The 12329-nt window shown below is 72.2% G+C and carries 12 protein-coding genes; 5 read left to right on the top strand and 7 right to left on the bottom strand.

Annotation, left to right across the window (positions count from 1 at the left end; genetic code table 11):
• Window positions 1-514 precede the first annotated feature (514 nt).
• The 3 genes from DCI01S_RS12335 to DCI01S_RS12325 all read left to right on the top strand — a co-directional run bounded on the left by DCI01S_RS12335 (window position 515) and on the right by DCI01S_RS12325 (window position 5085).
• Window positions 515-1072 (top strand): GtrA family protein, encoded by a 558-nt coding sequence (locus DCI01S_RS12335; RefSeq protein WP_311200830.1) that lies wholly within the window; start codon window positions 515-517, stop codon window positions 1070-1072.
• A gap of 5 nt (window positions 1073-1077) precedes the next feature.
• Window positions 1078-3144 (top strand): DUF6541 family protein, encoded by a 2067-nt coding sequence (locus DCI01S_RS12330; protein WP_061229498.1) that lies wholly within the window; start codon window positions 1078-1080, stop codon window positions 3142-3144.
• Window positions 3145-3213: 69 nt separating this feature from the next.
• Window positions 3214-5085 carry a glycosyltransferase gene (locus tag DCI01S_RS12325; RefSeq protein WP_061229497.1) on the top strand — a complete coding sequence of 624 codons (1872 nt, stop codon included), beginning with the start codon at window positions 3214-3216 and terminating at the stop codon, window positions 5083-5085.
• Window positions 5086-5099: 14 nt separating this feature from the next.
• On the opposite strand, the gene DCI01S_RS12320 is transcribed toward DCI01S_RS12325, so the two are convergent.
• Entirely contained in the window at window positions 5100-5645 is a 546-nt protein-coding gene (locus DCI01S_RS12320; protein ID WP_061229496.1) for a CPBP family intramembrane glutamic endopeptidase, read from the bottom strand.
• A 141-nt stretch (window positions 5646-5786) separates the two neighbouring features.
• Here DCI01S_RS12320 and DCI01S_RS12315 point away from each other — a divergent pair, with 141 nt between their 5' ends.
• Window positions 5787-6788: a hypothetical protein gene (locus tag DCI01S_RS12315; protein WP_061229495.1), complete on the top strand. Its 1002-nt coding sequence runs from the start codon at window positions 5787-5789 to the stop codon at window positions 6786-6788.
• A gap of 33 nt (window positions 6789-6821) precedes the next feature.
• Here the strand turns inward: DCI01S_RS12315 and DCI01S_RS12310 are convergent, their stop codons facing one another.
• Both DCI01S_RS12310 and DCI01S_RS12305 read right to left on the bottom strand, forming a co-directional pair.
• Window positions 6822-8024 carry a TerC family protein gene (locus DCI01S_RS12310; RefSeq protein ID WP_007633392.1) on the bottom strand — a complete coding sequence of 401 codons (1203 nt, stop codon included), beginning with the start codon at window positions 8022-8024 and terminating at the stop codon, window positions 6822-6824.
• A gap of 121 nt (window positions 8025-8145) precedes the next feature.
• A complete protein-coding gene (locus tag DCI01S_RS12305) occupies window positions 8146-8619 on the bottom strand; it encodes a PaaI family thioesterase (protein WP_061229494.1) in 474 nt (157 codons plus the stop codon).
• Between the two features lie 143 nt (window positions 8620-8762).
• On the opposite strand from DCI01S_RS12305, the gene DCI01S_RS12300 reads away from it, so the two are divergent.
• Window positions 8763-8954 (top strand): ferredoxin, encoded by a 192-nt coding sequence (locus DCI01S_RS12300; protein WP_061229493.1) that lies wholly within the window; start codon window positions 8763-8765, stop codon window positions 8952-8954.
• A gap of 25 nt (window positions 8955-8979) precedes the next feature.
• On the opposite strand, the gene DCI01S_RS12295 is transcribed toward DCI01S_RS12300, so the two are convergent.
• The 4 genes from DCI01S_RS12295 to wzm are packed head-to-tail and all read right to left on the bottom strand — an operon-like array spanning window position 8980 to window position 12292.
• Entirely contained in the window at window positions 8980-9588 is a 609-nt protein-coding gene (locus DCI01S_RS12295) for a maleylpyruvate isomerase family mycothiol-dependent enzyme (protein ID WP_061229492.1), read from the bottom strand.
• An 18-nt stretch (window positions 9589-9606) separates the two neighbouring features.
• On the bottom strand, window positions 9607-10584 hold the full coding sequence (gene glfT1, locus DCI01S_RS12290) for a galactofuranosyltransferase GlfT1 (protein WP_061229491.1): 978 nt from the start codon (window positions 10582-10584) through the stop codon (window positions 9607-9609).
• On the bottom strand, window positions 10574-11392 hold the full coding sequence (gene wzt / locus DCI01S_RS12285) for a galactan export ABC transporter ATP-binding subunit Wzt/RfbE (protein ID WP_061229490.1): 819 nt from the start codon (window positions 11390-11392) through the stop codon (window positions 10574-10576). Before wzt ends, glfT1 begins: the two co-directional genes overlap by 11 nt.
• Window positions 11393-11404: 12 nt before the next feature.
• On the bottom strand, window positions 11405-12292 hold the full coding sequence (wzm, locus tag DCI01S_RS12280; RefSeq protein WP_061229489.1) for a galactan export ABC transporter permease subunit Wzm/RfbD: 888 nt from the start codon (window positions 12290-12292) through the stop codon (window positions 11405-11407).
• Window positions 12293-12329: the final 37 nt, after the last annotated feature.

Here is a 12329-nt window from a genome sequence, read left to right as displayed (position 1 = left end):
GCGGAGCCGCGGGTGGTGGGCGTCGACAGGACGACGCGGCCGGTGGGCGTGTACGACGGCGACGCCGGGCGATGGTTGGGCGTGCGCAGCGGCGACGACGGCGGGATCGCCCGCCCGGTGGGCGTGTAGGAGAACGCGGTCGGGGCGTTGTTCATGGCGGGACTGCGGTACTGCGACATGGGACTCACTCCTGGTCGTGGAAGGACGACGGGCCCGGCGCGTCACCGCTCGGGGCGGGACGACGACGGGGGTCGTTCGCGTGCGTGGGGGTGGAGGCGACGGCGGCTCACCCGGGGAGAAGGCGCGGACCTCGTGGCGTGGGCGCCGGGAAGAGATGGGGTGTGCCGCGAGCGGATCGCTCCAGCGGGGTCGGACGGTCTCGGCGGAGGTGTCGCCGGACGGTTCGACCGGGAACGGGCTGGTGTGCCCGCGATGGAGAAAAGGATGACACGCCCGCCGGGGCCGCACAAGCCCCCTGTGTGGATGTTCACGTGTCGGAGCCGCGGCCTACCCTGTGCTGGTGAGTTCTTCCCCGAGAGACGCCGGCGCCAGGAGCGACTCCGCCGATTCCGCCGATTCCGCCGACCCGGTCGATCCCGTCGATTCCGTCCTCGACTCCCTGCGCGGCGCGGTGGACCCGCTGGAGTCGCACCACGAGTCCGACCCGCGGGAGGGCACCGATCTCAAGACGCAGATCGTGCGGTTCTTCCTCACCGGGGTGCTCTCGGCGGTCGTCGACTACGGCCTGCTGCAGCTGCTCATGCTGGCCGGTCTGGGCTACGGCCCGGCCAAGGCGCTGTCGTTCGTCGCGGGCACGCTCACCGCGTACGGCATCAACCGCCGGTGGACGTTCCGGGCCGAGCCGTCGCGGGCGCGGTTCATCGCCACGATGTGCCTGTACGCCCTCATGTTCGGCGTGCAGTGGGGTCTGTTCATGGTCCTCGTGCCGTTCTTCCACGGACTGGACTGGAGCACCTTCTGGGCCACGACCATCGGGTATGTCATCGCCCAGGGCGTCGCGACCGTCACCAACTTCATCGTCCAGCGGACTGTGATCTTCCGGGTCCGCTGACCGGCATGTCCGTCGCGCTCCTGCTCGCCGCCGCGCTGGCGCTGCTGGTCGTGCCGGGCGCGCTGATCTGCCTGGCCGCCGGCGCGCGGTGGCGGGACGCGCTCGCCGCGGGCCCCGCCCTGACCACCGCGGTGGCGGCGGTGGGGTGCGCGGTCACGGCCGCCGCCGACGTGCGGTGGGGCCTCGCGTCGGCGGGGGTGACCGCGCTGGTGGGGCTGCTCGCCGCCGCCGCGCTCGGGATCGCCGCCCGGGTCACCGACCGGGGGACGTGGCGGCGGGGCGAGGGGTCCGATGACGACGACGAGGTGCGCGGTCGCGGGCCGGGCCCGGGGGTGGTCGACCTCATCGTCGTCGCCCTGGCCCTCATCCCCGCGGTCCAGGTCCTCGTCGCCACCCGCGGTCTCACGGCCATCCCGCAGGGCTGGGACGCGATCTTCCACGGCGGCGCCACGCGGTTCATCGCCGAGACCGGGCGGGCCGGTCTCACCGATCTCGCGCCGGTGAGCCAGCCCGCCAACCCGCACTTCTTCTACCCGGACACCTACCACGCCCTGGCCTCCCTGCTGCTGGGTGTGGGCGGCGGGCTGCCGCAGGCGCTCAACGCGGTGTCGGCGGTCACCGGCGTGGTGTTCGCGCTGGGCGTCGCGGTCCTGGCGGGGCGGCTGTGCGGCGGGTCGCGGCTCGCGGCGGTCGGCGCGGCGGTCGTGGCGGGCGCGGCGTGGACCTTCCCGTACCTCGCGTTGGGCCGCGGTCCGGTGCTGCCGTTCGCGCTGGGCGTGGCGGTGATCCCGGGCCTGGTCCTGCTGGGCGAGCAGCTCGCCGCCCGGCGGCCGCGCATGCTCGCGCACGCGGCGCTGCTCGGGGCGGGGATGGCGGGGGCCTGGTCGGTGCACCCGTCGGTGGCGCTCGCGGCGGCGATCCCGCTGGCGGCCCAGGCCGTCGCCGGGCTGGTCGCCGCGCCCGGCACGCGGCCGAGACTCGCGGTCCTCGGCGGCTTCGCGCTGGCCGCGGTCGCGGCGGCCCCGTACGTGCTGTGGTCGGCGACGATGGTCTCGGCCGGGACCACCGAGTCGCTCGCCGGGTTCTCGTGGCCGCGCGAGGTGGGCGTGCCGCGCGCGGTGGCCGGCGTGTTCGACCTCGGGCCCACCGCGCTGTCCTCGATCGGGATGGCGATCGCGGTGCTCGTGGGCCTGGCGGTGGCGGTCGTGGACCCGCGGCGCCGTCGCCCGCTCGCCGCGCCCGCCGCCGCGCTCGTGGTCTACGGGGCGCTGTACGTGCTGGCCGCGGCGGTGGACGGCGACTGGGTGCGGGTGTTCACCGGCTTCTGGTGGGACGACTTCTACCGGTTCGCCTCCCTGCTGGTGCTGCCGTCGGCCGTGCTGGCCGGCGCGGGCGTGCGGGCGCTCGTCCCGCTCGGTTCGGCCCGCCGCCCGGCCGCGCGGACCGGCGTCGTGGTGGTGGCCGTGCTGGGGCTGCTCACGGTCTCCGGGCACGCGGTCCTGGCCCGCGACCTGCGGGTGTGGGGCTACGGCGACGGCCCGGCGGTCAACGCCCGCGAACGCGCGGTGCTCGACGCGCTCGCCGAGCGGCACGAGGGCGGCGTGGTCCTCAATGATCCGTTCGACGGCACCGCGTGGGCGTACGCGCTGCACGGCGTGCCCGTGGTGTTCGGCGCGCCGCTCGCCGACGACCCGGTCGCGCAGGTCGGCGCCGACCGCATGATCCTGTACACCTCGATCAACCGCTACGGCTTCGACCCGTCCGTCACGCACGAGGTACTGCGGCAGGACGTGCGCTGGGTGATCGTCGGCACCGGCGTCGTGGGCGGCCCGGGTCGGCCGGGCGGGTTCATCGGGCTCGACCTCAACCCCCACCTGCGGCTCGTCGAGGGCAACCCCGGCGCCCGGCTGTACGAGGTCCTGCCGGTGCCCGCGGACCACCCGCCGCTCCTGCCGCCGCCGGGGATCCCCCCGTTCACCCCGCCCGTGCAGCCCCCGAACACCGACTCACCGGTCGTCGACGCGGCCGCCGCCGGGCCGGCGACTAGCCTGGACGGCGCGACCGGGCCCTGAGCGGCCCGCCGCCGCGCGGCCCCGACGGGCCGTGTCCCCGCACCGACCCCACCAGGAGCGCATCGCCTCATGGACGCCACCACCGTGACCGCCGCGGGCCCCGACACCGCCGCCCCGCAGCCCGAGCGCGACCTGCTGCTCCAGCGCACGCTGTTCTCGGGCCCGCGCCGGTGGGTCAACGACGACCTGTACTCGCGCATCGTGCGCGGGGTCGTGCGACGTACCCGCGCCGAGCTGCACATGGACGCCGGCGCGATCGTCGACACCAACACCTACTTCGGCCGGTTCGAGGCCTCCTACTGGCAGCGGTGGACCTCGGTCACCGAGCTCACCGTGCGCGTGTCCGTGGAGACGACCGGGCAGCTGGACGTGCTGGTCCGCGCCTCCGATATCGGCTCCCACGTGCGGACGGTGGACGTGGTCCACCACCACGGTGACGGGATGGCGGTGCTGCACGTGCCGGTGGACGCGTTCACCGACGGTGGCGCGATGTGGCTGGAGCTGCACGCCGTGGACGCGCCGGCGACCGTGTCGGAGGTGGTGTGGAGTACGACGACGACGAGGCCCGCCCGCCGCGCTGCCGTGGCGATCTGCACGTTCAACAGGGCGGACGACTGTGCGGCCACGGTGGACTCGCTGGCCTCGGATCCCCTCGTCGCGGATCTCATCGACGACCTCTACGTGACGGATCAGGGCACCGATCTGGTGGAGACCCGCGAGGCGTTCCGGCACGCGGCCGAGGAGTTCGGCGACCGGCTGCACTACCTGCGCCAGCCCAACCTCGGCGGTGCCGGGGGCTTCAGCCGCGGGCTGTACGAGGCCACCGCGCCGGGCGCCGCCGGCCCGGTGGACGTGCTGCTCATGGACGACGACGTCCGGGTGGAGCCGGAGACGGTGCTGCGCCTGTTCGCCTTCGCCGCCGTGACGCGCGAGCCGATGCTGGTCGGGGCGCAGATGCTGTACCTGTACAACCCCGACTACCTGCTGGTCTCGGCCGAGCGCACGCAGCTCGACGAGCTCCGCGGCGGCCTCGACGCCGACGAGTACGCGCTGCGCGACGAGTCGGTGGTCGAGAACCGGCAGGAGCGGCGAATCGACGCCGAGTACAACGCCTGGTGGTCCTGCCTCGTCCCCGGCGAGGCGGTGGAGGAGGTGGGCCTGCCGATGCCGTACTTCTTCCAGTGGGACGACATCGAGTACGGCCTCCGGTGCCGCCAGGCCGGGATCCCGACGTGCACGCTGCAGGGCGCGGCCGTGTGGCACGCCGACTTCTACTGGAAGGACGGCGACGACTTCGGCCAGTTCTTCTCCCAGCGCAACTCGCTGGTCACCGCCGCGATCCGGCAGGGGATCGAACCGAAGAGCATGGCCAAGAACCTCGGCCGGAGCGTCCTGCGGGCCATGGTGGGGATGCAGTACGGCCTGGCGGCCACACGGATGCGGGGGATCGAGGCGTTCCTCGACGGGCCCGACGGTTCCCACGGGGTGGGCGACGGCGGGCAGGCCGCGCTCGCCGCGATCCGCGCCGAGCGCGCCGAGTATCCCGAGACCGCCAAGCTCGCCGTGGAGGCGCTCCCCGCGGGGATCAGAGTCGAGCGCAAGGTCGGGATCCCGCGCGAGGACCGCGAGGACCAGGTGCTGGGCAAGCGGTTGCTCACCCAGAAACTCGGCCGGCAGCGCCGCGGCGTGGTGGCGATCCCGTACGAGGACGCCGCCTGGTGGCACGTGTCGCTGTTCGACGAGGTCTACGTGACAGACGCCTCGCAGACCGGCGTGCACCACCGGAAGGTGAACCCCGCGCGCGCCACCGAGCTGCAGAAGCGTCTCGCGGCGCTGCTGGCCCGGTTCGTCCGCGAGGCGCCCGCCGCGCAGGAGCGGTGGCGGAAGGCGCAGGCCGAGCTCACGACCCGGGAGACCTGGGCGCGGCTCTACGGGGTGTAGCGGCGCCGCCGCGTTCAGGCGGTGACGAGTCCGGCCACGACGTTCGCGACGACGTGGACGACGGCACCGGGCACGAACGTCCCGGTCCGGTGCCGGAGCCACCCCAGTGCGTAGCCCGCCGTGAACTGGATCACGACGATCGGCCACAGGCCGGCGTCGATCCGGAGCAGCGCGAGGTGTGGGACGACGAACGCGGCCGCCTGCAGCAGGTTGCCGCGGGCGAACCCGAGTCGACGCACGAGGACGCCGCCGAGGAGCCCGCGGAAGAACACCTCCTCGCCCACCGCCCGCAGCGCGACGCCGACGACGGCCCCGGCCGAGGTGACCCGGGCGACCGTGACGCCGGGATCGTCCACCACCTCGGCGGGCATCAGCGCGATCGCCGACCAGCTCGCCGCCACCAGGGGGATGAGCAGGAGGAGCGCCCACCCGTACGCCGAGGGCGCGCCCCATCGCGCACCGATCCGGTCGAGCGCGGCCGCGGGTGACCGGTCGCCCCGACGCGATTGCACGACCACGTAGAGCACCGCGGGAGCGCAGAAGAGCGCGAACTCGATCACCGGTCCAGCCTAGGTTCCGAGCGGACCCCTCAGACCGGCATCGCGGTGGCTGATCCACAGCCGCCCCGAATTCCACATCTGGCCAGCCCCGGACCCGCGGACAGCCGGAACGCGGCGGGGCGTCGGGGCAGAGTAGGTGGCATGGACACTCCGACCTCGACCCCGACCGCGCCGACGACCCCGGCCGACATCCTCGCGCTGCCGCCGGGCCCGCTGACCGCGGCCGAGCTGGCCGCCGCCGTCCCCGACGCCCGGGACCGCGACCGTTACGAGCGGATCTGGCACGGGTTGTACCGACGCGACGACCAGCCCGATGATCTCCGGCTCCGCAGCATCGCCCTGGCGCGGACCTGGCCGGACGGGGTGCTACGCGGCCGCAGCGCCGCCCTGCTGTGGGGTGACGACTCGGTGCCCGTGGACGCGCCGCCCGAGATCTGGTTGCCGTCGACGCGTCGGTCCCGTCCGGGGCGGATCTACCGCTACGGCACCCTGCCGCCGTCGGCTGTCACCGAGATCGACGGGTTGCGGGTCACCACCCCGCTGCGGACCTGCCGGGACCTGGCCGGCGACCTCGGGTTCGAGGATGCGGTGGTGTCGGTGGAGCGGCTGTGCGCGATGGTGCCCGAGCTGCCGGGCCAGCTGGCGGGCGCGCTCGAGCACCCCTCCGGCCGCGGCGCCCGGGACTTCGTAGCCGTCGCCCGCGCGGCGGACCCCCGGTCGGGTTCGGCCGTCTCGACGCGGGTACGACTGGAGCTCCGAGCGGCAGGGCTCGAAGGCTTCCGGCACGGGCACACCATGCGGATGGGGCACTTCACGGTGGAGCTGCCGCTGGCCGATCCCGATGCCCGCTGCGTGGTCTTCACCGCCGCGGACTCCGCGACGCCACCGAACCCGGGTCGCGGCGCCGAGCGGTACCGCGAGCAGTTGTCGCACGCAGGGTGGACGGTGATCGTGGTCCACGGAGCCGCCGCCCCGGGAATCGCGGCCCCGGCCGCGGATGACTACAGCGCGACTGACACCGGCGCGGGCCGCCGCGCGGCCGCCGTGCTGCGGGCCCGGTGGCCGTCGTCCGAGGTCCGCTACCCGCCGGCCGATGACCCCGCGGCCGACCCGCACGGGATGTGGTCCGGCCCGCGGCGCTGAGGCCGCGGGCCGGGATGCCGTGGGTACGGCGGATCAGCGGGTGTAGTCGGTGGCCTTCTCGTAGCGGCCCTGCTCGTCCCAGACCCGGCGCAGGAGCTGCTCGAGCTCCCACACGTCGCCCTCGCTGCCGAAGTACTTGCGGTCGATCGTGCCGAGCTTGTCCTCGTTCTCGAGGATCTTGCTCCACAGCCGGGCGCGCTCGACCGGGTCGTCGGTGAAGTCCTTGTTGAGGTACTCCCGCGAGTAACGCTTGAGGTTGCCCAGGACGGTGAGGGCCTTGCCGGCGGGGCTGACCAGCGACGCCACGATGGTCACGACGAGCACCACCACGATCACGCCCAGCGACAGCAGCGTGGGCACCTCGACCACGTCGACGTGCTCGCCACCGTTGATGAACGGCAGGTTGTTCTCGTGCAGGGCGTGCAGCACCAGCTTGACGCCGATGAAGCCCAGGATCGCCGCCAGGCCGTACTTGAGGTAGACCAGCCGGTCGAGCAGGCCCTCCAGCAGGAAGTACAGCTGGCGCAGGCCGAGCAGCGAGAACGTGGTGGCGGTGAAGACGATGAAGACGTTCTGGGTGAGGCCGAAGATTGCGGGGATCGAGTCCAGCGCGAACATGATGTCGGTGCCGCCGATGGCGACCATGACGATCATCATGGGCGTCATGACGCGCTTGCCGTTCTCGACGGTGAACAGCTTGTCGTGGTCGTAGTGATCGGTCGCTGGGATGACCTTCTTGGCGAACCGGACCATGACGTTGTCGACCTCGTCGTCGTCCTCGTCATCCTCGGCCAGCAGGCGGCCGGCGGTGACGATGAGGAACAGGCCGAACACGTAGAACAGCGCGCTGAACTGGTTGAGCAGTGCGGCGCCCACGAAGATGAACGCGGTGCGGGCGATGATCGAGAAGACGATGCCGAACAGCAGCGCCTTCTGCTGACCCGCCTTGGGCACCTTGAAGCTCGTCAACAGCAGGAGGAACACGAACAGGTTGTCCACCGAGAGCGCCTTCTCGGTGAGGTACCCGGCGAAGTACTCGATACCCATGTCCGTGCCGCCGAAGATCCACACGGCGAAGCCGAACAGGACCGCGACGCCCACGTAGAGCGAGGACCAGATGGCCGACTCTTTGATCGTGGGAATGTGCTCCTTGCGCACATGGAAGAAGTAGTCGAACAGGAGGAGTGCGACGATCAGGCCGACTGACAACGACCATGCGAGCGGGGTGGCTCCCAACGGGGTTTCCTTTCCGGGGAGGGCCGGTTGACCGGATCATCCTACCCGCGCGCGGCGGTGTCGACCCCCCGACGGATGCTCGCCGCCCGTCGGCACGGATACGTTCGCGCAGGTGGCGGCGCTACTTGCGGCGTCGGATGAACATCGTGTGCCGGGCCTCGACGACCGTCCTGCCGCGGCTGTCGGTCACGACCGCGGTGTGGACCACGCTGGTGCTGGACCGTGTGGTCAGCTGTTCGCGGATCGAGTCCGCCTCCGCGTGCGGCACCTCGACGACGCACCGGAGTCGGCCGCGGCCGGGGGAGCGGAAGTCGATCGTCGCGCTCTTGGTCCACACCTGGTAGCCGCCGCCCAGTTGCCCGGACAGCAGCGCCCCGTAGAGGACGTCGGTCGCGGCGAACAGCGCGCCGCCGAACGCGGTGCCGTTGGTGTTGGCGGTCCACGGCGCCACGTGCATGTTCAGCTCGCCGCGGGTCCAGTCCGGGGCGACGTGCCTGATGCGGATCCCCGACCCCAGCAGCGGCGGGTAGAGCGAGGCCAGGACGGGGAACGCCAGGGGGCTCGAGGTGTAGCGGTGCAGCAGGGTCTTGGGCATCGACCGATAGTAACTTACCGGGGAGTCAGTTCGGCGCACCCGGCAATCCCACGCAATCTCTGGACACGGGAACAACCTTTGTCTACTTTCAGGGCCACGACCATCGACTACGGGGCCCCTGGCCCTCGGCGGGGAGGCGTGACATGAGGATCATCGTGGATCCGGACCGGTGCGAGGGACAGGCCGTGTGCGTGGGACTGGCGCCGGCGGTGTTCGCGCTGGATGACGACGACGAGGTGGTGCGCCTGCTGGTCGACGACATCCCCTCCGAGCACGAGAAGCGCGCCCGCAAGGCCGTCGCCAAGTGTCCGATGGCGGCTCTGCGCGAGGCCTGACGACCGCGGCGCCGCGGCCCCGCGGCTACCGGGCCGGCCAGGCCGAGGGGTCGCGGCCGGTGAGCGCGAGCGCCTCGTCCCGCGCCGACACGTCCGGGCCGTCGAAGCCCGGGACCGCCGGGTCGAACAGCTCCGGGGCCGGGTTCTCGGCGAGGTCCGTCCGCACGAACTCCAACACGGCCCGCTCGAGATCGTCGCCCCAGCGCAGGTCCATGCCCTGCGAGGAGGCGATGTCCCACGCGTGGACGGCCAGGTCGAACACCTGCTGGGCCAGGTAGTGCTTCACGGGCGCGAGCCCGTACGACAGGTGCACCTCTGTGTCCGCGCCGCCAGCGCACGTCCCCCGCCACGCCGCACCCACCGGCGCCTTCACCGACTCCCAGTCCGCCACCAGCTCCGGCCCCGAGGCGTCGCGCAGGCGACGCAGGCGGTCCTCGAGGTCGTCGGCCACCTCGTCGACCGTGCCGCCGGCGAGCAGGCCAGGCACCCACAGTTGCTCGTCCACCACGTGGGCCAGCACCTCGCGCGTGGTCCAGCCGCTACACGGGGTTGCGGCGTCCCAGTCGGTGACGGCGGGCAGCACCTCGTCGTACAGGTCGGCGGCGCGGGACTGCAGGGCGATCCAGTCGGTCATGCCCCCATCCTGCCGGAATCAGGCGCCGGGCTTCTCGAACCGCTCGCCCGCGCCCATCCGCTGCAGGCGCAGCCACTCGCGGAAGCCCGCCGGATCGCGGCGCGAGACGAGGAAGTACCAGCCGAATCGCACGATCTCCTGGGGGATGAGGCGCCGATTGCCGGGCTGGGTGAGGACGTACCCGCGGTTGCGGTAGGTGAAGTGCCGCTTGACCGGGTCGTCCGGGAACTGCGTGTGCATGCGGCCGCCGAGGATCGGCTTGAACTCGTCCGAGCCCTGCGGGTGCAGGTACGCGGTGGTCAGGCACGTGCCGAACGGCAGCCCCGAGCGGACCAGGCGCCGGTGCACCTCGACCTCGTCGCCGCGGATGAACAGGCGCAGGTCGGGCACGCCCACGCGGTCCAGGCACTCGGCGGTGAACAGGGCGCCGTTGAACAGCGACGCGATGCCGGGCAGCAGGTCCTCGGTGGTCTCCCCGTCGCCGGCCGCGCCCGCTCCGGTGAACAGCTCCGAGCGCCGACGCCGCCACACCACGCCGCGCCGCAGGGGGAAGGCCAGTCGGTCGGGGTCGGCGAGGTCGCACACCACCGGCGAGACCTCGGCCAGGCCGTGGCGGTCCATGCAGTGCAGCAGCGTGGCCAGGACGTCGGGGCCCTCGGGGCGGCCGTCGTCGTCCGCGCACCACACGAGGTCCGCGCCGGTGGCCAGCGCGTGCAGCATGCCCAGTGCGAAGCCGCCCGCGCCGCCGAGGTTGTGCTTGGAGCCGATGTACGTGGCCTCGACCGGCTGCGACTCGACGAGCTCGCGTACGGCGTGCTCGTCGGCGTTGTCCACCACCACCAGGTGGTCGATCGGGCGGGTCTGGCCGCACACGACGGCCAGGGACTCGCGCAGCTGCTCGAGCCGGCGGTGGGTGACCACGACGGCCACGACCCGGCGGGCGTCGGCCGCTTTTCGGCCCGCGTCTCCCGCGGCGGCCCCGCCCTCAGCTCTCATGACGCATCCTGCCGATGTACTCGCCGATCGAGCGGCCGGCCTCGGGGCCCTCGTAGGCGGTGACGATCTCCTCGATGCTGCCGCGCTGGCGGATGCGACCGTGGTCGATCCACATGGCCGAGTCGCACAGCTGCGCGAGGAACTCGTTGGAGTGGGAGGCGAAGACCAGGATGCCCGAGCGGGAGACGAGGTCGGCGAGCTTGACCCGCGCCTTCTTCATGAACTCCGCGTCCACGGCGCCGATGCCCTCGTCGAGCAGAAGGATCTCGGGGTCGATCGAGGTCACCACGCCCATGGCCAGCCGCACGCGCATGCCGGTGGAGTAGGTGCGCAGCGGCATGTCCAGGTAGTCGCCGAGCTCGGTGAAGTCGGCGATCTCGTCGACCTTGGCCTTCATCTGCTTGCGCGTCTGGCCGAGGAACAGTCCGCGGATGATGATGTTCTCGTACCCCGAGATCTCGGGGTCCATGCCCACGCCCAGGTCGAACACGGGCGCCACGCGGCCGCGGATCCGCGCCGCGCCGCGGGTGGGTTCGTAGATGCCGGACAGCAGCCGCAGCAGCGTTGACTTGCCGGCACCGTTGTGCCCGACCAGGCCCACGCGGTCCCCCTCGCGGAGGGAGAGGGTGATGTCCTTGAGGGCCTCGACGACGACGACGTTGGACGCGTTCCGGCCGATCGCGCCCCCCGCGGAGCCGAGGACCGCCTTCTTGAGGGAGCGCGATTTGGCGTCGAAGATCGGGAAATCCACGCACGCGTCCACGCAGTCGATGGACACGCCGCCGGGGGTGGGCGCGACGGAGCTCATGGGATGTACCTCCTACACCCAGTACGGGACTCGGGAGCGGAACCGGCGCAGCGCCACGAACGCCAGGAGCAACCCGACGGCCGTGCAGGCCAGGACGATCCACCAGTGGTAGGCGTCGACGGACTGGCCGAGCATGGGCGCGCGGACGATCTCCAGGTAGTGGTAGAGCGGGTTGATCTCGGCGATGCGGGCGCGGTCGGCGATCTGCCCGCCCTGCTCGTACAGCGTCTGCGTGGTCCACACGATGGGGGTCATGTAGAACAGCAGCTGCACCATCGAGTCCAGCAGAGGGGCGATGTCCCGGAACCGGGTGGCGAGGATGCCGAAAAGCATGGACACCCACACACCGTTGACCATGAGCACCGCCAGCCCCAGCACGGACAGCAGGAGCTCCCAGCCCAGCGGCCGCGGGAACACCAGCATGAGGATCACCCAGATGACCAGGTTGTGGCACAGGAACAGGAACTGCCGCCACACCAGCCGGTAGACGTGGACGCTCAGCGCGCTGGGCAGCTGCTTGATGAGGCCCTCGTTGGCGATGAAGACCTCGGCACCCTCCTTGATGCAGCCGGAGATGAAGCCCCACATGATGAGGCCCACCGTGACGTGGGGGAGGAACTCGGCGAGCGGGATCTGGAAGAGGATGGAGTACAGCAGGCCGAGCGCCACGGCCATGACGCCGGTGGCGATGGTGATCCAGAGCGGGCCCAACGTGGAGCGGCGGTAGCGCTGCTTGATGTCCTGCCAGCCCAGGGACAGCCACAGCTCGCGCTGGCCGAGCCCCTGGCGCAGGTCGGCCACGGCCCGGCGGAAGGTGTGGGAGTCGTTGACGATCTCGCCCCGCACGCGCTCGTCGGGGAGCGTCGCCGAGGTCGGATCGGGAAGGGACTGGTCCTGCACGAGGGCTCAGCGTACTAGAGGTCCTGCCGGTGGCAGC

This window comes from Dietzia cinnamea NBRC 102147 (genome assembly GCF_001571065.1).
GTDB lineage: Bacteria > Actinomycetota > Actinomycetes > Mycobacteriales > Mycobacteriaceae > Dietzia > Dietzia cinnamea.
This window is presented reverse-complemented; position numbering and strand designations above follow the sequence as displayed.